This window comes from Streptococcus parauberis NCFD 2020, from assembly GCF_000187935.1.
In the GTDB taxonomy this organism is placed as follows: Bacteria; Bacillota; Bacilli; order Lactobacillales; family Streptococcaceae; genus Streptococcus; species Streptococcus parauberis.
Genome location: NZ_AEUT02000001.1, coordinates 154986 through 175753 on the forward strand (window position 1 = coordinate 154986; position 20768 = coordinate 175753).

Annotated in this window: 18 protein-coding genes; 16 read left to right on the plus strand and 2 right to left on the minus strand. The window is 35.4% G+C overall.

Going from position 1 to position 20768, the window contains the following annotated elements; translation table 11 throughout:
* Positions 1-104 precede the first annotated feature (104 nt).
* The 4 genes from queG to ftsX all read left to right on the plus strand — a co-directional run bounded on the left by queG (position 105) and on the right by ftsX (position 4017).
* Positions 105-1223, plus strand: coding sequence for a tRNA epoxyqueuosine(34) reductase QueG (gene queG, locus SPB_RS00815; protein ID WP_003104278.1), 1119 nt, complete (start codon positions 105-107; stop codon positions 1221-1223).
* A 48-nt stretch (positions 1224-1271) separates the two neighbouring features.
* Positions 1272-2373 (plus strand): peptide chain release factor 2 gene (gene prfB, locus SPB_RS00820; RefSeq protein WP_139058228.1). Its coding sequence is split into 2 segments (ribosomal slippage): positions 1272-1343 and positions 1345-2373, totalling 1101 coding nucleotides; the frame shifts between segments, so codons are not numbered across the junction.
* A gap of 29 nt (positions 2374-2402) precedes the next feature.
* Complete coding sequence (ftsE, locus tag SPB_RS00825) at positions 2403-3095, plus strand: cell division ATP-binding protein FtsE (protein WP_003105787.1); 693 nt, start codon at positions 2403-2405, stop codon at positions 3093-3095.
* On the plus strand, positions 3088-4017 hold the full coding sequence (ftsX, locus tag SPB_RS00830) for a permease-like cell division protein FtsX (protein ID WP_003104828.1): 930 nt from the start codon (positions 3088-3090) through the stop codon (positions 4015-4017). The genes ftsE and ftsX overlap by 8 nt, the downstream gene beginning before the upstream one ends.
* 39 nt (positions 4018-4056) lie before the next feature.
* Here ftsX and SPB_RS00835 read toward each other — a convergent pair whose 3' ends face one another.
* Positions 4057-4692, minus strand: a complete 636-nt coding sequence (locus SPB_RS00835) for an MBL fold metallo-hydrolase (RefSeq protein WP_003104512.1) — start codon at positions 4690-4692, stop codon at positions 4057-4059.
* A 173-nt stretch (positions 4693-4865) separates the two neighbouring features.
* Here SPB_RS00835 and SPB_RS00840 point away from each other — a divergent pair, with 173 nt between their 5' ends.
* The 3 genes from SPB_RS00840 to asnS all read left to right on the plus strand — a co-directional run bounded on the left by SPB_RS00840 (position 4866) and on the right by asnS (position 10023).
* Positions 4866-7328 (plus strand): bifunctional DnaQ family exonuclease/ATP-dependent helicase, encoded by a 2463-nt coding sequence (locus tag SPB_RS00840; protein ID WP_037621076.1) that lies wholly within the window; start codon positions 4866-4868, stop codon positions 7326-7328.
* A 124-nt stretch (positions 7329-7452) separates the two neighbouring features.
* Entirely contained in the window at positions 7453-8652 is a 1200-nt protein-coding gene (locus SPB_RS00845) for a pyridoxal phosphate-dependent aminotransferase (RefSeq protein WP_003102759.1), read from the plus strand.
* Between the two features lie 24 nt (positions 8653-8676).
* On the plus strand, positions 8677-10023 hold the full coding sequence (gene asnS, locus SPB_RS00850) for an asparagine--tRNA ligase (RefSeq protein WP_003105539.1): 1347 nt from the start codon (positions 8677-8679) through the stop codon (positions 10021-10023).
* 22 nt (positions 10024-10045) lie between these two features.
* On the opposite strand, the gene SPB_RS00855 is transcribed toward asnS, so the two are convergent.
* Complete coding sequence (locus SPB_RS00855; protein ID WP_003105888.1) at positions 10046-10483, minus strand: nucleoside hydrolase; 438 nt, start codon at positions 10481-10483, stop codon at positions 10046-10048.
* 360 nt (positions 10484-10843) lie between these two features.
* Between SPB_RS00855 and rapZ the strand changes: the two genes are divergently transcribed.
* The 9 genes from rapZ to lacD all read left to right on the plus strand — a co-directional run bounded on the left by rapZ (position 10844) and on the right by lacD (position 20766).
* The gene (rapZ, locus tag SPB_RS00860; protein WP_003104863.1) at positions 10844-11737 is read left to right on the plus strand and encodes an RNase adapter RapZ; all 894 of its coding nucleotides are present in this window, start codon (positions 10844-10846) and stop codon (positions 11735-11737) included.
* Complete coding sequence (locus tag SPB_RS00865; RefSeq protein WP_003104267.1) at positions 11734-12711, plus strand: YvcK family protein; 978 nt, start codon at positions 11734-11736, stop codon at positions 12709-12711. The genes rapZ and SPB_RS00865 overlap by 4 nt, the downstream gene beginning before the upstream one ends.
* Positions 12708-13619: a DNA-binding protein WhiA gene (gene whiA, locus SPB_RS00870; RefSeq protein ID WP_003103234.1), complete on the plus strand. Its 912-nt coding sequence runs from the start codon at positions 12708-12710 to the stop codon at positions 13617-13619. Before SPB_RS00865 ends, whiA begins: the two co-directional genes overlap by 4 nt.
* Before the next feature lie 80 nt (positions 13620-13699).
* Positions 13700-15097, plus strand: a complete 1398-nt coding sequence (locus SPB_RS00875; RefSeq protein ID WP_003105466.1) for a C69 family dipeptidase — start codon at positions 13700-13702, stop codon at positions 15095-15097.
* 160 nt (positions 15098-15257) lie between these two features.
* Complete coding sequence (locus SPB_RS00880; protein WP_003104443.1) at positions 15258-16817, plus strand: zinc ABC transporter substrate-binding protein AdcA; 1560 nt, start codon at positions 15258-15260, stop codon at positions 16815-16817.
* Positions 16818-16921: 104 nt separating this feature from the next.
* Positions 16922-17653 (plus strand): GntR family transcriptional regulator, encoded by a 732-nt coding sequence (locus tag SPB_RS00885; RefSeq protein WP_003105407.1) that lies wholly within the window; start codon positions 16922-16924, stop codon positions 17651-17653.
* Between the two features lie 12 nt (positions 17654-17665).
* Positions 17666-18844, plus strand: coding sequence for an SIS domain-containing protein (locus SPB_RS00890; protein WP_003104866.1), 1179 nt, complete (start codon positions 17666-17668; stop codon positions 18842-18844).
* A 7-nt stretch (positions 18845-18851) separates the two neighbouring features.
* Positions 18852-19784 carry a tagatose-6-phosphate kinase gene (locus SPB_RS00895; protein ID WP_037621279.1) on the plus strand — a complete coding sequence of 311 codons (933 nt, stop codon included), beginning with the start codon at positions 18852-18854 and terminating at the stop codon, positions 19782-19784.
* 1 nt (position 19785) lies between these two features.
* A complete protein-coding gene (gene lacD / locus SPB_RS00900) occupies positions 19786-20766 on the plus strand; it encodes a tagatose-bisphosphate aldolase (RefSeq protein ID WP_003103597.1) in 981 nt (326 codons plus the stop codon).
* The last annotated feature ends 2 nt before the right edge of the window (positions 20767-20768 follow it).

The window sequence follows — 20768 nt, forward strand, 5'->3', positions numbered from 1 at the left end:
GACTAACCTCCACTTCCTTTTTATTGTTATAACTTTTTAATAAAAGTCATAATTCGTAATCACTTCGTCTTGAACTCTTTATAAAATTCGATTATGATAGTAGTATGGAAATTAAGGTGGCAATTCAACAATTAGCCCAAGAAATTGGGATTTCAAAAATTGGTTTTACAAGTGCAGATGATTTTGCTTATTTGGAAAAATCGCTGCGCTTGAGTATTGAAGAGGGACGAAACTCAGGTTTTGAACATAAAAATATCGAGGAAAGAATCCGTCCAAAATTATCCTTGGAATCCGCAAAAACGATTATTTCGATTGCAGTTGCCTATCCCCACAAATTACCAATAGCTCCGCAGAAAACAGAATATAAAAGAGGTAAAATTACGCCTAATTCTTGGGGTATAGATTACCATCATGTCCTTGCTGATAAATTAGAAAAATTAGCTCAGGGTATTGAAGCCTTGACAGCAGATTTTGAGTATAAAGGTATGGTTGACACTGGGGCACTGGTCGATACGGCAGTAGCTAAAAGAGCAGGAATTGGCTTTATTGGAAAAAACGGTTTAGTTATTTCTAAAGAATTTGGTTCTTACATGTATCTTGGTGAATTAATCACTAATTTAGAGATTGAACCTGATCAAGAAGTTGATTATGGCTGCGGTGATTGTACAAGGTGCTTAGATGCCTGTCCGACTTCTTGTCTAATCGGTGACGGCACCATGGATGCCAAACGGTGTTTATCCTTTCAAACGCAAGATAAAGGGATGATGGACCTCGAGTTTCGTAAAAAAATTAAAACAGTCATTTATGGTTGTGATATTTGTCAGATTTCTTGCCCTTATAATAAGGGGATTTCCAATCCCTTAGCAAGTGATATTGACCCGGATTTAGCACTGCCAGAACTAATTCCATTCTTGGAGTTGTCAAACAAAGGTTTCAAAGAAAAGTTTGGTCAGATAGCTGCCTCTTGGCGTGGTAAAAACATTCTCCAACGCAATGCCATTATCGCATTAGCTAATGGACATGACCGCACAGCCATTGTCAAATTAATGGAAATCATTGATAAGAATAATAATCCGATTCATACGGCAACGGCAATTTGGGCGCTGGGTGAAATAGTTAAGAAGCCTGATTCAGTAATGATTGATTTTATGGCAACTATTGCTATTACGGATGAGCAGGTTAAAAAAGAATTTGAATTAGTTCGTGCAAAATGGCAATTCTAAAGGCAGTGTGTTAAAATAGGGAAGATAAAAAGAGAAGAAGGTAAACGTATGGAAGTGGCAGAAATACGCCAAAAAATAGAAGAAAATAAAGAGAAGTTGACTAGCTTCAGGAGGTCTCTTTGACTTAGATCGTCTGGAAGAAGACATTGCGCTCTTAGAAAATCAAATGTCTGAGCCTGATTTTTGGAATGATAATATTGCTGCTCAAAAGACATCTCAAGAATTGAATGAGTTAAAAGTTAAGTTTGATACATACCATGATATGCAGAACTTGTCTGAAGAGACTGAACTATATTTAGAAATGTTAGATGAAGATGATTCACTTCAAGAGGAATTAGAAGCAAGTTTAGAAAAACTTGATCAGATTTTATCAAGTTATGAAATGACCTTACTCTTATCAGAGCCTTATGATCATAATAATGCCATTCTTGAAATTCATCCAGGGTCAGGTGGAACGGAAGCTCAAGATTGGGCTGATATGCTCTTTCGAATGTATACCCGTTTTGGTAATGCTAAAGGCTTCAAAGTGGAAACTTTGGATTACCAAGCTGGTGATGAGGCAGGTATCAAGTCTGTTACTTTGTCTTTTGAAGGTCCAAATGCTTATGGCTTTCTCAAGTCAGAAATGGGTGTTCACCGTTTAGTTCGAATTTCACCTTTTGACTCAGCTAAGCGCCGTCACACCTCATTTACTTCCGTTGAAGTTATGCCTGAATTGGATGACACGATTGAAGTGGATATCCGTGATGATGATATTAAAATGGATACCTTCCGTTCGGGTGGCGCCGGTGGACAGAACGTCAACAAAGTATCGACTGGGGTTCGTTTGACACATATCCCAACAGGAATTGTGGTTGCTTCAACTGTTGACCGAACGCAATACGGAAACAGAGACCGAGCAATGAAGATGTTGCAGGCCAAACTATATCAATTAGAACAAGAGAAAAAAGCTGAGGAAGTTAATGCTTTGAAAGGTGATAAAAAAGAGATTACCTGGGGAAGCCAAATTCGTTCTTATGTCTTTACGCCATATACAATGGTTAAAGATCATCGAACTAGCTTTGAAGTTGCTCAAGTTGATAAAGTAATGGATGGCTTCATTGATGGCTTCATTGATGCTTACCTTAAGTGGCGTATGAATGATGACTAAGATACTAAAAAAATAGAAAGAAGAAAATAATGGCTTTAATTGAAATGAAGGATGTTTCTAAGAAATATCGCAAATCAACAACAGCCTTGCGTGATCTTACAGTTTCTGTAGATCAAGGTGAGTTTGTTTATTTGGTTGGACCTTCTGGTGCAGGTAAATCTAGTTTCATCAAATTATTATACCGTGAAGAAAAAGTGTCAACTGGCTCTCTTTATGTTGGAGAATTTGACTTAACAAAACTTCGGAAAAAAGATATTCCAATTCTTCGTCGTAATATTGGGGTTGTCTTCCAGGACTACAAACTGTTAGAAAGGAAAACAGTTTTTGAAAATATAGCTTATGCTATGGAAGTTATTGGTGAAAAACGTCGCAATATCAAAAAACGAGTTCCGGAGGTTTTGGAACTTGTTGGTTTGAAACATAAGATGCGTTCTTTCCCAAATCAATTATCTGGTGGGGAGCAACAACGTGTTGCTATCGCGCGAGCAATTGTCAATAATCCTAAACTATTGATTGCTGATGAACCAACGGGTAACTTAGACCCAGAAATTTCATGGGAAATCATGCAATTGCTTGAAAGAATTAACCTTCAAGGGACAACAATTTTAATGGCAACGCATAATAGTCATATCGTAAACACGCTTCGTCACCGCGTAATTGCGATTGAAGATGGACGTATCGTCCGCGATGATGAGGAAGGAGAATACGGTTACGATGATTAGATACTTTTTCCGTCATATTTGGGAATCAATAAAGAATCTCAAACGTAATATTTGGATGACCATTGCTGCAGTTAGTTCAGTAGCAATTACTTTAACTTTAGTTGGTATCTTTGCTGCAACTTTATTAAATATTCAGCGAGTTGCATCTGGTGTTCAAAATAATATTCGAATTAATACTTATTTAGATGTTGATTCAACTGATACAGCTAAAATAATTCAAAATACAGCTGGTAAACAAGTCAAGAATGACAAATACCATGAAATATATGATCAAATTGTGCAAGTGCCTGGTGTTAATAAAGTTACTTTCTCAAGTAAAGATGAACAGTTGAAAAAATTACAAGACACTATGGGTGATGTTTGGAAAATGTATGATAAAGATACAAATCCCTTACAAGACATCTATATTGTGGAGACTAAAAAGTCAACACAAGTTAAGTCAGCTAGTGAGCAAATCAAAACGATCACTGGTGTTGAATCTGTTGACTACGGTGGTGTTAACTCAGAAAAACTATTTAAGTTCTCAGACTTTATCAAAACATGGGGACTTGTGGGAACTGGCTTATTGATCATAATTGCTATTTTCCTTATTTCTAACACAATCCGCATGACTATTATGAGTCGTCAACGAGACATTGAAATTATGCGTCTGGTTGGAGCAAAAAATTCTTATATCCGCGGACCATTCTTCTTTGAAGGTGCTTGGGTAGGATTTTTAGGAGCTATTCTTCCATCAGTTATCATTTACTTCTTATATGTATTTGCCTATCGCCAATTTACCCCTGAGCTACAATTAAATGGATTATCAATGTATCCAATTAATTATTACCTCTACATTTTGATTGGTGCATTGTTTGTCATTGGGATTATTATTGGGTCACTTGGTTCAGTCTTATCTATGAGACGGTATCTTAAATTTTAATAAATAAAAAAACACTTCGGATAATAATCTGAAGTGTTTTTACTTTAAGAATGGATTGAAATTTTTTTCATGGCCAATTGTTGTCGGTTTACCATGACCTGGAAAGACCTGATAGTGGTTTGGTAAGGTGAATAATTTTTCTTTAATAGATTTTGATAATTGGTCGAAGTCGCCTGTTGGTAAATCGGACCGTCCGACACTTTCAAAGAATAAAGCATCCCCAGTGATGACAATTTCTTCCTCATCAAAAACAAAAGACACGCCTCCAATAGAATGGCCAGGTGTTTCTAGCACAGTGAAATTGAAGTCATCGACATGATAGTTTTTACCACTAATGAATAACTCTTCAGCAGGTTTTGTAATCACATCTGGAATATCTGCATGACGAATTAAACCAGAGAGATTGTCCTTCGGTGTGAATAACCAAGAAGCTTCTTTAGGTGATACATAAACTGATGGCCAGTCATAGTGTGCTCGAACTAAATCTAAACTTATTATATGATCATAGTGAGTATGCGTCAGCAATATTGCAGCTATAGGTTTATCAATTCTGGCAATAGAACTTAAAATATCTTGCCCATTACTACCTGGATCAATGATTATTAAAGAATTTTTATTCTCAAGGATATAAGTGTTTTCACTTGCAATTTCGTTTGTTATCGTTGTTATCTTCATATTTTTAGTGTATCAAATTTAAGGTAAAATACCTAAGAAAAAGATATCAATTTTTAGATTTTTAATAAGAAAATGTTGCATACTTTGATAATCACTCATTAGAAGTTCTTATCTCAAAACTTTAACTCGCTATGTTAATGGAGCTAATAAAAACATGGTATAATATTAGTATTATGACAAAAGAAAAAAATCCCAAATATGCTGTGATTGATTTGGAAGCTACGAGTGCCGGAACTGCAGCAAAAATTATTCAAGTGGGTATTGTTATTGTTGAAGGTGGAAAGATTACTAACACTTATCAAACGGATGTAAATCCGCATGAAGATTTATCTGACCATATAAAATTATTGACTGGTATATCTGATCAACAATTAGCAAGTGCGCCTGAGTTCTCACAAATAGCAGGAACTATCTTTGATTTGATTAAAGATTGTATTTTTGTTGCTCATAATGTTAAGTTTGATGCTAATTTACTTGCGGAAGCATTGTTTTTTGAAGGCTTTGAATTACGAACACCTAGGGTTGATACTGTGGAATTAGCCCAAGTCTTTTTCCCACACTTGGAAAAATATAATTTAACTTATCTCTCAACAGAATTGAATTTAGAGTTATCGGATGCTCATACTGCAATTGCAGATGCAATGGCTACAGCCAATTTACTCTTAGTTCTACAAGATAAAATAAAATCTCTTCCAAAAGAAAGTTTAGCATATATCCTTCGCTACTCGGATAGTCTTATTTTTGAATCAGATTTGCTCATAGAAGAAGGACTCAAACATGCTAAGCCCTTAGATGCCATGGAATTTCAATTAATCGATGACTTAGTTATTCGGAAGGATCAACCTTCGCTTGATGCTTTAAAATTATCACAGTCGTTTGAAATTAATACAGCTTTATTGGGTCTTGAGAATAGACCTTTACAAAACCAGTTTGCTAGTTTAGTTGAAGACGCCTTTAATCAGCCTCAAGCTAGTTTTATTCAAGCTCAAGCAGGTATAGGCAAAACCTATGGCTATTTGTTACCACTCTTAGCTAAAGCAGATGGTAATCAGGTTTTGGTAAGTGTCCCAACTAAAATCCTGCAAGATCAGATGATGGCAAAGGAATTGCAATCTTTGATAGATCAATACCACATCAAAGCACACAGTTTAAAAGGACCAGGTAATTACATTAAACTTGATACTTTTAAAGCCAGTTTAGAAGAAATTCATGATAACCGTTTGATAAATCGCTATAAGATGCAATTAATAGTTTGGCTATTAGAAACAAAAACAGGTGATTTGGATGAAATCAAGCAGAAACAACGCTATGAAGCTTACTTTGAAGCTATCAAACATGATGGTCAGTTGACTCAATCATCCCCATTTTATGATTACGATTATTGGCAAAAATCATATGAAAAGGCAAAAAAAGCCGATTTGCTGATCACAAATCATGCCTATTTTTTACATCGTGTAGAGGATGATAAGAACTTTGCCAAAGGCAAAATCTTAGTTTTTGATGAAGCGCAAGGTTTGATGATACAATTAGATCATCTTTCAAGACAACAAGTTAATTTAACCCAAACTTTATTGGATATTCAGGAAAAAATCAATCTTACTGGGTCATTACTGGAAAAACGTCTTTACGAAAGTCTTGCTTTTGAGTTATCACAACTTACCAGTCAGTTCTACCATTCTCCAAAAATAGAAATTTCCAAGGAGCAAATTAAGTCCTTGAAAGATTTGGTCGAGGAAATTGGTGATACTGACTTAATTGAACTATCGGATGCTTTTCGCTATCAAGATGGGGACTATTGGCTATCAAGTAAGGTCAATCAAGACAAGCGGGTAACCTATCTTAATGCAACCAATCAGCAGTTTATTAATTTTAAAAATTTCCTTCCTGAAACGACTAAAACCTATTTTATCTCAGCTACTTTACAGATTAGTCCACAAGTTTCACTGGCTGACTTATTAGGATTTGACTCTTTTTCTTATGACATTATTGTTAAGGAAAAATCGCAGAGCCAATTAGTCATTATTGATCAGGACATGCCAATTTTGGATGGGCTTTCAGACCATGATTATAGTCAAGAAATTGCTAAGCGCATCTATCACTTAAGGTCCTTGAATTATCCCATTTTGGTCCTCTTTAATTCACGACACCATCTCTTTATGGTTTCTGAACTGTTAGACCAATGGAAAGTTCCTCATTTAAGTCAGGAAAAAAACGGTTCAGCTTATAATATTAAACGTCGTTTTGATCGTGGGGAGCACTCAATCTTACTCGGCATGGGAGCTTTCTGGGAAGGTGTTGATTTTATCCATGCTGACCGGATGATTGAAGTTATTACACGGATGCCATTTGATAATCCTAAAGATTTATTTGTCAAAAAAATGAGTAATTATATTAGTTCAAAAGGCAAACATGCTTTTAGAGATTATTTCCTACCGATGACAATTCTCAAGTTAAAACAGGCAATTGGCCGTACAATGCGCCGACATAATCAGAAATCCTGTGTGCTTATTTTGGATAAGCGAATTATTGTTAAATCATATGGTCCGGAAGTTTTAGCAGGTTTGGATCAAGAATTTCTTGTTATTGATGAAAAATTTGAAAAGTGCCTAGGTGAAATGGCCCATTTTCTGCTATAATAGAAAAGATCACATGTTATTTTTTAGAAAAACCAAACAATATCATTTTATTTTGACTGATAATAGCCAAATAACGATTGACCATTGATTTTTAAGAGTCTTGTCATGTGATAAAGGAGAAACAATGACAAAGTTATCTAAACGTGTTTTAGAAATGGAAGAAAGTGTTACAATGGCCGCAGGTGCGCGTGCAAAAGAGCTTAAAGCACAAGGTAAAGACATCTTAAGTTTGACGCTTGGAGAACCAGATTTTGTAACACCTAAAAATATTCAAGCAAAAGCGATTGAATCCATTGAAAATGGGAAAGCTAGTTTCTATACAGCAGCTAGTGGCATGCCTGAATTAAAAAAAGCTATTGCCATTTATATGGAAAATTTCTATGGATACCCTGTCAAGGTCAACAATATTGTGGCTGGTACAGGTGCTAAATTTATCCTTTACAGTTTCTTTATGGCTGTTTTAAATCCTGGTGATGAAGTGATTATTCCGACACCATATTGGGTTTCATATGCTGATCAGATAAAAATGGTAAATGGTCAACCAATTTTTGTGGAAGCCTTAGATGAAAATGACTTCAAAGTTACTGTTAACCAACTTGAAGCTGTCAAAACAAAGAAAACAAAAGTACTCCTAATCAATTCTCCCTCTAATCCGACGGGAATGATTTATAGTAAAGAGGAGCTTGAAGCAATTGGAAATTGGGCAGTGGAAAATGATATCCTTATCCTAGCTGACGATATCTATGGTCGTCTTGTCTATAATGGTAATCAATTTACAGCAATTTCAACCTTATCTGAGGCTATTCGTCGTCAGACCATAACTGTTAATGGGGTTGCAAAATCATATGCCATGACTGGTTGGCGTGTCGGATTTGCTGTTGGAGATCCAGAAATCATTGCTGCTATGGGTAAAATTCTTGGTCAAACAACTTCAAATCTGACAACTGCAGCACAATTTGCTGCCATTGAGGCCTTTTCTGGGGACCAAACGCCGGTTGGAGAAATGAGAAAAGCTTTTGAGGAACGATTAAATATTATCTATCCATTATTAGCTGCCATTCCTGGCTTTAAGGTTGTCAAACCACAAGGTGCTTTCTATCTATTTCCAAATGTAAAAGAAGCAATGGAAATGACAGGTTATACAGATGTTACCGAATTTACAAATGCTATCTTAGAAGAGGTTGGGGTTGCCATGGTGACTGGAGCCGGTTTTGGAGCTCCTGATAATATTCGCTTAAGCTATGCAACAGATTTAGAAACTTTAAAAGATGCTATGCAAAGATTGACTGATTTTATGTCTAAGCACAGCCATTCTAAAAAATAAATATACGAAAAGAAAAGAGAAAATATGTCAAAACAACTTGTATCAATTATTGATGTTAAAAAACATGTCGGCCAAGAGATTACAATCGGTGCCTGGGTTGCTAATAAATCTGGTAAAGGGAAATTAGCTTTCCTACAATTACGTGACGGGACTGCTTTTTTCCAAGCAGTTGCTTTTAAGCCTAATTTCATTGAAAAATTTGGCGAAGAAGAAGGTGCTGCTAAATTTGACACTATCAAACGTTTGAGTCAGGAAACTTCCGTTTATGTTACTGGTACCGTTAAAGAAGACGAGCGTTCAAAATTTGGATATGAGTTAGATGTAACTGACTTAGAAGTGATTGGTGAATCTGTTGATTACCCAATTACACCAAAAGAACACGGAACAGACTTCTTAATGGATAATCGGCACCTCTGGTTACGTTCTCGTAAACAGATGGCTGTGATGCAAGTTCGTAATGCCATTATCTACTCTACTTATGAATTTTTTGATCAAAATGGTTTTATTAAATTTGATAGCCCTATTTTATCAGGGAATGCTGCTGAGGATTCAACTGAGTTGTTTGAAACTGACTATTTTGGTACACCAGCATTCTTAAGCCAATCTGGTCAATTATATCTTGAAGCAGGAGCAATGGCTTTAGGACGTGTCTTTGACTTTGGTCCAGTTTTCCGCGCTGAAAAATCTAAAACACGTCGTCATTTAACTGAATTCTGGATGATGGATGCTGAATATTCATTCTTAAATCATGATGAATCACTTGATTTACAAGAAGCCTATGTTAAAGCCTTAATTCAAGGTGTTATTGAGCGCGCACCACACGCTCTTGAAATTTTGGAACGTGATATTGATGCTTTGAAACGTTATATTACAGAACCATTTAAACGTGTTTCTTATGATGATGCCATTAGCCTTCTTCAAGAACATGAAGCTGATGAAGATACAGACTATGAACATGTTGAGCATGGTGATGACTTTGGTTCACCACACGAAACTTGGATTTCAAATTACTTCGGTGTCCCGACTTTCGTAGTTAACTATCCAGCAAGCTTTAAAGCTTTCTATATGAAGCCAGTTCCTGGTAACTCAGAACGTGTTTTATGTGCGGACTTATTAGCACCAGAAGGCTATGGTGAAATCATTGGTGGTTCTATGCGTGAAGATGACTATGAAGCACTTGTTGCCAAAATGGATGCATTAGAAATGGATAAATCAGAATACGAATTCTATCTTGACTTACGTAAATATGGATCTGTACCTCACGGTGGTTTTGGTATTGGTATTGAACGTATGGTAACTTTTGTTGCTGGAACTAAGCATATTCGTGAAGCTATCCCATTCCCACGTATGTTACACCGTATTAAACCATAATAAAAATAGCTGATTTTATCAGCTATTTTTTGCTAGAATAAATTATCTTAAAATTTTTGAAATGTCCTAAATCGTGTTCTGAATTTTCTATCTCACATTCGAGGGTAATTGTGAGAAACTCTGGCCAAAATTGGAAGATGTCAATTTCTGTATAAATAATACTATTTGCTTCATTTTGGTGAAAATTATCTAGATCAACAATTGATAGACCATTAGCTAAGTCTTCGAAGACAACTTCTGTGTATATTTTAAATCCTTGACAGATTGGAAAGAGAGTTTTAAAAAGTGATAGAGGGTCATTGATGATACTTCCAATCCGATATTCTTGTTCCCAGTAAAAGACAAATTGCTTAGCTGTGATTAGGCGGATGAATTCTGCCATTTCAGGATTGATGTGTTTTATGTATTCCAAATGTTTTGGCGTCAGCACAATTTCTCTAGTTCCGTCGAGGGCAATCATCTCCACTTTTTTGCCAAAATTTTGATAGAAATAGGCTACTGCATCGCGTCACAATAGTATTTGTAGTCAGTGACCAGAGACGTGTTGCCACTGACTGCGAAAGCACCGCACATTGTCATAAAATGCCAGCATTTTTTTCCTAAATCGAGATTTTCATTAAGGTTTTGCCGATGTTGGTTAATGGGGCTGGGGCTAAGGCTGCTAAGATAGTCTTTTATGAAATTTGAAAAGGATTTCTTATGAATTTGAATAATTAAGAGAGCTTAATATAATTTTTGGGTCGAAAGAATCAGTTAAGCTTTATAATGATATATGTTATAATAAAAGAGAGTATATAAGTAATCAGAAAGGATTTTGGAAATGCTAGACAAGAAGATAATTGAACTCGTTATTGTCACAGGGATGAGTGGGGCAGGTAAGACAGTTGCAATCCAATCATTTGAAGATTTAGGATATTTTACAATTGATAATATGCCACCAACATTAGTTCCTAAATTTTTAGAAATCATCGAGCAAACAAATGAGAATAAACGTGTTGCCTTAGTTGTCGACATGCGAAGCCGACTTTTCTTTAATGAAATTAATATGATTTTGGATGCTATCGAGACAAATCCTAATCTCAATCTACGCATACTCTTCTTAGATGCAACGGATAATGAATTAGTTTCTCGTTATAAAGAAACGCGTCGAAGTCACCCATTAGCACCTACAGGTAGGGTCCTAGATGGTATCAAGCTTGAGCGTGAGTTATTAGCTCCAATAAAAAGTTTAAGTCAAAATGTAGTTGACACTAGTGAATTAACCCCAAGACAACTGCGACAAACTATTTCTGAACAATTTTCTGATGAATCAAGTCAAGTCTCTTTCCGAGTTGAAGTAATGAGTTTTGGTTTCAAATACGGCATACCACTAGATGCTGATTTGGTCTTCGATGTTCGTTTCCTACCAAATCCTCATTACATACCACAATTGCGTGAAAAAACTGGACTTGATCAGGAAGTTTATGATTATGTCATGGGTCATCCCGAATCAGAAGATTTTTACAATCATTTAACAGCTTTATTATTACCAATTTTGCCAGGTTATAAAAAAGAAGGTAAATCTGTCCTTACGGTAGCTATTGGTTGTACTGGAGGCCAGCATAGAAGTGTTGCTTTCGCTCATAGATTGGCCCAAAGTATCGAAGAGAAGTGGCCAGTAAATGAAAGTCACAGAGATAGAAATAAACGTAAGGAAACTGTTAATAGATCATGAGAAAACCCAAAATTACTGTTATTGGCGGTGGAACTGGAATACCTGTCATCCTCAATAGTTTAAGAACAGAAGATGTCGATATTACAGCTGTAGTAACTGCGGCTGATGATGGTGGGTCTTCTGGAGAAATTCGCAATGCCATGCAACAGACACCTCCAGGTGATTTAAGAAATGTACTAGTAGCCATGAGTGATATGCCTCGATTTTATGAAAATGTCTTTCAGTACCGTTTCAATGAGAATGACGGACCCCTGGCTGGTCATCCTTTAGGGAATCTGATTATTGCTGGAATTTCAGAAATGCAAGGTTCAACCTACAATGCTATCCAAATTCTTTCTAAATTTTTTCACACAACTGGTAAAATTTATCCTTCCAGTGAACATGCCTTAACACTCCATGCGGTCTTTAAAGATGGTCATGAAGTTATAGGCGAAAGCTCTATTGCCAAATACAAAGGCATGATAGACCATGTTTATGTTACAAATACATACAATGATGATGAGCCAAAGGCAAGTCGAAAAGTAGTCGACGAAATTATGACAAGTGATATGATTGTGCTTGGGCCTGGTTCACTATTTACGTCCATCTTACCAAATCTTGTCATTCCAGAAATTAATGAAGCATTAAGAAATACAAAAGCAGAAGTCGTTTATATTTGTAATATTATGACCCAGTACGGTGAAACTGAACAGTTCTCAGATGCAGATCATGTATCAGTCTTAAATCGCCATTTAGGTCAAGATTTAATTGATACAATTCTTGTAAACATTGAAAAAGTTCCTCAAGATTATATGGATACCCACAAATTTGATGAGTATTTAATCCAAGTTGAGCATGACTTTGCAGGTCTCAAAATGGAAGCAAAAAAAATTATTTCCTCAAATTTTCTTACTTTGGAAAATGGCGGTGCCTTTCATGATGGTCAGTTGGTTGTTGAAGAAATTATGAACTTAGTAAGGGAACGACGCCTATGAGTTTCACTACCAAAGTTAAAGAAGAACTGATTCAATTGGCAGAATCAGATAAAATTGAATTATCTGCCATAATTAAATTGTCGGGAAGCTTAACGCTGTCAAATCAGGGATTACATCTTTCAATTACAACGGAAAATGCTAGAATTGCTCGTTATATCTATTCTATATTTGAAAAAAGTTATGGAATATTTCCTGAAATCCGATATCATCAAAAAACTAATTTAAAGAAAAATCGTGTTTATACTGTTTTTCTCAATCAAGAGGTTGATAAAATATTAGCTGATTTAAAGTTAGCTGATTCTTTTTTTGGACTTGAAACTGGGATTGAATCTGAGACCTTGACTGATGATGATTTAGGAAGATCTTATCTTAAAGGAGCATTTCTAGCAGCTGGAACAGTAAGAGATCCAGAGTCTGGGAAATATCAGTTGGAAATTTATTCTGTTTATTTTGATCATGCCCAAGATTTAGCAGAATTAATGCAAAAATTTATGCTTGATGCTAAAACGATTGAACGAAAAAGTGGTGCAGTTACTTATCTTCAAAAAGCAGAAGATATCATGGACTTTTTGATAATTATTGGCGCTATGACATGTAAAGAAGAATTTGAATCAGTAAAATTATTAAGAGAAGCTCGCAATGATATCAATCGTGCTAATAATGCTGAGACGGCAAACATAGCAAAGACAATCACTGCTAGTATGAAAACAATCAATAACATTATCAAAATTATGGATACAAATGGATTGGAATCACTTCCTCTTGAATTACAACAAATTGCATTGATTCGTATTAAACATCCAGATTACTCAATCCAACAAATTGCGGATAATTTAGACTCTCCACTGTCTAAAAGTGGTGTTAATCATCGACTGAGAAAAATAAATAAAATAGCCGAAGATTTATAAGAAAGAGGAAGCTCTTTCTTTTATGTATTTATTGAGTTAACTAAAATTATTGAAAAATATAGAATATAAGGAGATATTTAATGGGATGTACGACAATTCTCGTAGGTAAAAGAGTAAGCTACGACGGCTCAACTTTGGTTGCTAGAACTGAAGATTCACAAAATGGAGATTTTACTCCCAAAAAAATGGTTTACATTACAAGTCAGATGCAACCAAAACACTATAAATCTGTGTTATCAAGTTTTGAAATTGATTTACCAGAAAATCCAATGGCATATAGTTCTGTTCCAGATGCCTTAGGAAAAGATGGTATTTGGGGTGAAGCTGGTGTTAATGAAGAAAATATTGGGATGAGTGCAACTGAAACAATCACAACTAATTCGCGTGTTTTAGGTGCTGATCCTCTTGTTGAATCTGGTATAGGGGAAGAAGACATGCTTACTTTAGTTCTTCCTTACATCCATTCAGCGCGTGAAGGTGTATTAAGACTTGGTCAAATATTAAGTCAATTTGGGACTTACGAATCAAATGGTGTTGCCTTTTCAGATGCGGATGAAATCTGGTGGCTAGAGACAATTGGTGGTCACCACTGGATTGCTCGCCGAGTACCAGATGATGCTTATGTAACTAATCCTAATCAATTAGGAATCGATTATTTTGAATTTAATAATCCTGATGACTATCTTTGTTCTGATGATTTGAGAAAATTTATTAAAAAGAATAATCTTGATTTAACATATTCAAATAAACATTTTAATCCACGATATGCATTTGGCAGTCAACGTGATAAAGACCGTCACTATAACACTCCCCGTGCATGGATTATGCAAAAATTTTTGAACCCAGAAATAGAACAAAATCCTCGTAGCTTTGCAATTCCATGGTGTCAAAAACCCTATCGTAAAATTACAATTGAAGATATCAAATATGTCCTTAGTAGTCATTATCAAGATACTGTCTATGACCCATATGGTCCTGAGGGAGATAAGATTAGTCAGAAGTCATTCCGTCCGATTGGAATTAATCGAACAAGTCAAACGGCTATCTTACAAATTAGACCAGACATGCCAAAAGAAATTGCTGCTATCCAATGGATGGCCTACGGTGCAATGCCTTTTAATACGATGGTGCCTTTATATACGCAGGTAACGGACTTCCCAGAATACTTTAAAAATACGGAAGAAGATGTCAATACCAATAATTTTTATTGGATGAATCGTTTGATTGCAGCTATTGCAGATAGTCATTATGCTCACCATAGTAGTTTACTTGAAGATTATCAAGAGAAAACAATGGGCTATGGTCACCAAATGCTTCATAAAATTGAAGAAGCATATGCTAGTGGTGAAAAGCTTGATTTGACAGAACAAAATCAATTAATGAGTGATTATATTCAAATAGAAACACAACAATTATTAAATAAAATACTCTTCGACGAAAGTAACTTAATGACAAACCGTTTTAGTTTAAGTGATTAATGACAAAGTTTAAAGGAGATTTGTCCTTTAAACTTTTTTAATTTTTTGAAAAAATAAATAAAATACTTGCAAATTATTTTCATTATGATATTATTAACTGGTGAACTATTAACTGGTAAAGTACCGGTGAAGTTAATTAAAAAGAAACTTAGGAGGAATCATGAAAAAGAAAGTTCTATTGCTAATGAGTTTTGTCGGGCTAACATCTGCTTGGCAATTAAGTCAAGCCAAACAAGTAGAGGCTGACGATAGCAAAGTAAAAGTTGTAACAACTTTTTATCCAGTATATGAATTCACAAAAGGTGTAGTTGGTAATGATGGCGAAGTCACCATGTTAATGAAAGCTGGAACTGAACCTCATGATTTCGAACCATCTACAAAGGATGTTAAAAAAATTCAAGATTCAGGTGCCTTTATTTACATGGATGACAATATGGAAACATGGATTCCTGAAGTTAAAAAATCAATCAAATCTAAAAATGTAGATTATATTGAAGGAACAGGCGATATGATTTTGGCAGCTGGTTCAGAGTCTGAGCACGAACATGAACATGAAGGTGAAGATAAACATAAAAATGATCATGAAGAACATGGTGAAGAAGGACATAGTCATGCTTTTGATCCACACGTTTGGTTATCACCTTACCGTAGTATTACTGTAGTCGAAAATATTCGTGAATCACTTTCTAAAAAATATCCTGATAAATCAGAAACGTTCAAGAAAAATGCCGATGCTTATATTGCTAAATTGAAAAAATTAGATTCAGAATACGCTAGCCAATTAGGAAATGCAAAAACTAAGAGTTTTGTTACTCAGCATGCTGCCTTCGGTTATTTAGCACTTGACTATGGATTGAATCAAGTATCCATTAATGGTGTATCAGCAGAGAATGAACCATCAGCGAAACGTATTGGCGAATTATCTAAATACGTCAAAAAGTATAATATTAAATACATTTACTTTGAAGAAAATGCTTCTAATAAAGTTGCTAAAACTCTAGCAGATGAGGCTGGTGTTAAAGCGGTTGTACTTAGTCCTTTAGAAGGTTTGACTCAAAAAGAAATCAAAAATGGCAAAGATTATTTCTCTGTTATGCGTAAAAATTTAAAAGCATTGGAATTGACAACAAAACGTGAAGGTAAAGAAATTCAACCAGAAGAAGTTACAAGCAAATCAGTTTATAACGGTTACTTCAAAGATTCTGCTGTTAAAGACCGCAAATTGAGTGACTGGTCTGGAGACTGGCAATCAGTCTATCCATTCTTACAAGATGGCACCTTAGACCAAGTTATGGATTATAAAGCAAAAAAATCTAAAGGTGAAATGACTGTTAAAGAATATAAAGACTATTATGACGTTGGTTACAAAACTGATGTCAATAATATCAAAATCGACGGCAAGAAAAAAACGATTACATTTGATCGTAATGGTCAAAAGAAGACTTTTACTTATAAATATTCTGGTAAAAAAGTACTGACTTATGAAAAAGGTAATCGTGGTGTCCGTTTCATGTTTGAAGCTAAAGAAGCAGATGCTGGTGAATTCAAATATGTTCAATTCTCTGATCATGGAATTGCACCAGAAAAAGCTGAACATTTCCATATTTATTGGGGTGGAGAAAGCCAAGATAAACTTCTTAAAGAGTTAGAACATTGGCCAACATATTACCCTTCAGATTTATCTGGACGCGAAATTGCACAAGAAATAAATGCACATTAAAAAAGATTGAGGTGAGAACCTCAATCTTTTTTAATTGTTATGTTGACATATTGGATATACTATATTATACTTATAAGTGGTTATAACAAGTTAAGGGGAAAAATATGAAAAAGGAAAAACCGTTATATCTTCAACTAGTTGATACTCTCGAAATAAAAATTAGAGAACAAATGTCACCTAATGATAAGTTATTGTCTGAGCGAGAATTAAGTGAAGCCTATCAAGTCAGCCGTATTACTGTGCGACAAGCTCTTAAAGAACTTGAGATGCTAGGATTGATTTACCGTAAGCAAGGTAAGGGAAGTTATGTTTCCAATATTGTAGAACCAGCTACGGATCTATCAACATCTTTCAGTTTTACTGAGCAAATGAAAAAACTTGGAAAAATACCTAAAACAACTATCCTTTCATTTGAACAAACACTAGTAACGTCTTACTTATCTAAAAAATTGGGGATGGATGAAAATAGTCAAGTCTATGAATTAGAACGTCTTCGGATTGCGGATTCAAAGCCATTAATGTTTGAAAGATCCTATTTACCAGAAAATCTATTTCCTGATTTAACTGTTCAATTGCTGAAACAAAAACCTTTATATGATATTTTTTCTGAAGATTATGAGCAAACAATTCGCTTAGCGGATGAGGAGTTTTATGCAAGTTTAGCTTTAGATTATGAAGCTGAACTATTAGAGATAAAAAAAGGTGATCCAGTATTACATATTATCAGAAAAACTTATAATGAAAAAAATATACTTATCGAGTATACCTATAGTATAGCAAGGGCTGACCAATTTAGATATCATATAACACATCAACCACAACCTAATCAATTTTAAGAAGGAGAAAATATGTTTCAATTATCAAGTGACACTTTAAAAACTATGGGAGCTGAAATCACTACTCGTGAAATAAAACAAGAACCAGAACTTTGGCAAGAGACCTTTGATAATTATCTTAAAGAAAAGGAAGAAATTTCTTCTTTTTTAAAAAAGATAATTGAAAGCGCTAACAGTAAAAAAATTAAAGTTATTTTTACTGGAGCTGGAACATCTGAATATGTTGGAAATACTATTTGTTCTTATCTTCAAACCAATGGGGATCGAGGAAATTATTTATTCTATAGTATTGCATCAACTGACTTAGTGGCGTCTCCACAAAATTTTCTTTATCCTGAAGACACAGTTCTTCTTGTTTCTTTTGCTCGAAGTGGTAATAGCCCAGAAAGTGTTGCAGCTGTAAATTTAGTGAATCAATTTGTTCCAAATGCATACCATTTAGCGATAACTTGTGCTAAAGATGGTCAATTAGCTGTTCGTGGAAAAGAGATGCCTAAAAACCATTATGTCTTTTTAATGCCAGAAAGATCAAATGATGCAGGATTTGCTATGACAGGTAGTTTTAGTTGCATGTTGTTTGCTGCTCTCTTAATTTTTGACCAATCCTTATCCATTGATGATAAAAAATTAAATTTAAAGGCAATGGCTTCAATGGCAAAAAATGTCATTAAGCGAGAAGATGAAATTCAATCTTATGTCAATCTTGATTTTAACCGCCTTGTTTATTTAGGTTCTGGAAGTTTGGCAGGACTTACGAAAGAAGCACAGTTAAAAATTTTAGAATTGACAGCTGGAAAGATTGCTACAATTTTTGATTCATCGATGGGATTTAGACACGGACCAAAATCATTTGTAAATGAGAAAACCTTACTTTTTGATTTTGTAAATAATCATCCATATACCAGACAGTATGACCTTGATATTTTGGAAGAAGTAGATGCTGATCAGATTGCCTTAAAAACTATTGCAGTTGCTCAAAAAGGTGAAGTTAACTTTTCAGGAGAAACATTTGAACTAACCTCAGATGTACAGTTAGCTGATGCTTATTTGGCTTTACCAATGATCGTATTTGCACAAACATTAGCCTTATTAACATCTATTAAGGTGAAAAATTTACCGGATACTCCTTCATCAACCGGTACAGTTAATCGTGTTGTAAAAGGTGTTATTATCCATGACTACCACAAATGATAATCTTATGATTTTAACAATAACACTCAATCCCTCAATTGATATCTCATATCCTCTAGAAAGCTTTCATTTAGATACTGTCAATCGTGTAGAAGAGGCAAGTAAAACAGCTGGCGGGAAAGGCCTAAACGTTAGTCGTGTTCTCTCAGAAGTTAATCAAGATATATTAGCTACGGGGTTTATTGGTGGCAGACTTGGACAGTTTTTAACAGAGCAATTAGATCAGTCACAGATAAAAAATCACTTTTATCCCATAGCTGGTGAAACCAGAAATTGTATTGCTATCTTACATGAGGGAATGCAAACAGAGATTCTTGAAAGTGGACCAACAATTACCACGAAAGAAGCTAAAGGCTTTCTCGACCATTTGAAACTAGTGGGTAATGGGGCTGAGGTAATTACCATTTCTGGTAGCTTACCCAAAGGTTTAGATAATAATTTTTATGAATATATTCTAGAATGGGGAAACGGTCATCACAAGCAAGTCGTCCTTGATTGCTCAGGTGCACCACTCATGGCTGTATTAAAAGGTGCTTACAAGCCAACTGTGATAAAACCAAATCTTGAAGAATTAGAAGGTTTAATAGGACAGAAGGTAACAGACGATGATGACAGTATAAAAACTGTATTATCAGTTGACTTATTTAAAGGTATCGAATGGGTCATTGTTTCATTAGGTTCCAAAGGAGCTTTTGCCAAACACAATGATAAGTTTTACCGGGTTACCATTCCCAAAATACAAACCACGAACCCTGTAGGTTCAGGAGATTCTACAGTTGCAGGTATTGCTTGGGCACTATCAAGTAAAGATGATGATAACACTTTGCTTAAGAAATGCAATGTCCTAGGTATGTTGAACGCCCAAGAAGCCATGACCGGTCATGTAAATATGGACAACTATGAAATACTATATAGTCAAATCAGAGTAGAAGAGGTATAGAATGACATTAACACCAAACAAAAAACAGTATTTAGAAAAATTAAGTAAAGATGGAATCATCTCAGCCTTAGCTTTTGACCAACGTGGCGCCTTAAAACGAATGATGGCAGCTCATCAAACAGAAGAACCAAGTGTTGAACAAATGGAAGCCTTGAAAGTGATGGTCTCAGAAGAATTGACACCTTACGCCTCTTCAATTTTGTTGGACCCAGAATATGGCTTACCTGCGACAAAAGTCAAAGCTGAAGAAGCTGGACTACTCTTAGCCTATGAAAAAACAGGCTATGATACGACAACGACGAGTCGCTTACCAGACTGTCTTGTTGAGTGGTCGGCAAAACGGATTAAAGAAGCAGGAGCGGACGCTGTAAAATTCTTACTTTACTATGATGTGGATGGCGATGACGATGTCAACTTGCAGAAGAAAGCTTACATCGAACGGATTGGATCTGAATGTCAAGCCGAAGACATTCCATTTTTCCTTGAAATCTTAACTTATGATGAAAAGATTACAGATAATGGCAGTGTCGACTTTGCCAAAGTCAAGGCTCATAAAGTAAATGAAGCAATGAAAGTCTTCTCGGATGACCGTTTTGGAATTGATGTCCTCAAAGTCGAAGTGCCTGTCAACATGAAGTATGTCGAAGGCTTTGCCCAAGGAGAAGTGGTTTATAGCAAAGAAGAAGCAGCTCAGGCCTTTGAGGACCAAGAAGCTGCTAGTCACCTTCCATACATTTACCTAAGCGCTGGGGTATCAGCAGAGCTATTCCAAGAAACTTTAGTCTTTGCATCTGAATCGGGAGCTAAATTCAATGGTGTCCTCTGTGGCCGTGCAACCTGGTCAGGATCTGTGCCAGTCTACATCGAAAAGGGAGAAAATGCGGCGCGTCAATGGCTCCGCACAGAAGGATTCAAGAACATTGATGAATTAAATGAAGTCCTTGAAAAAACAGCAAGTCCTTGGACTGAGAAGTTAAAATAAAA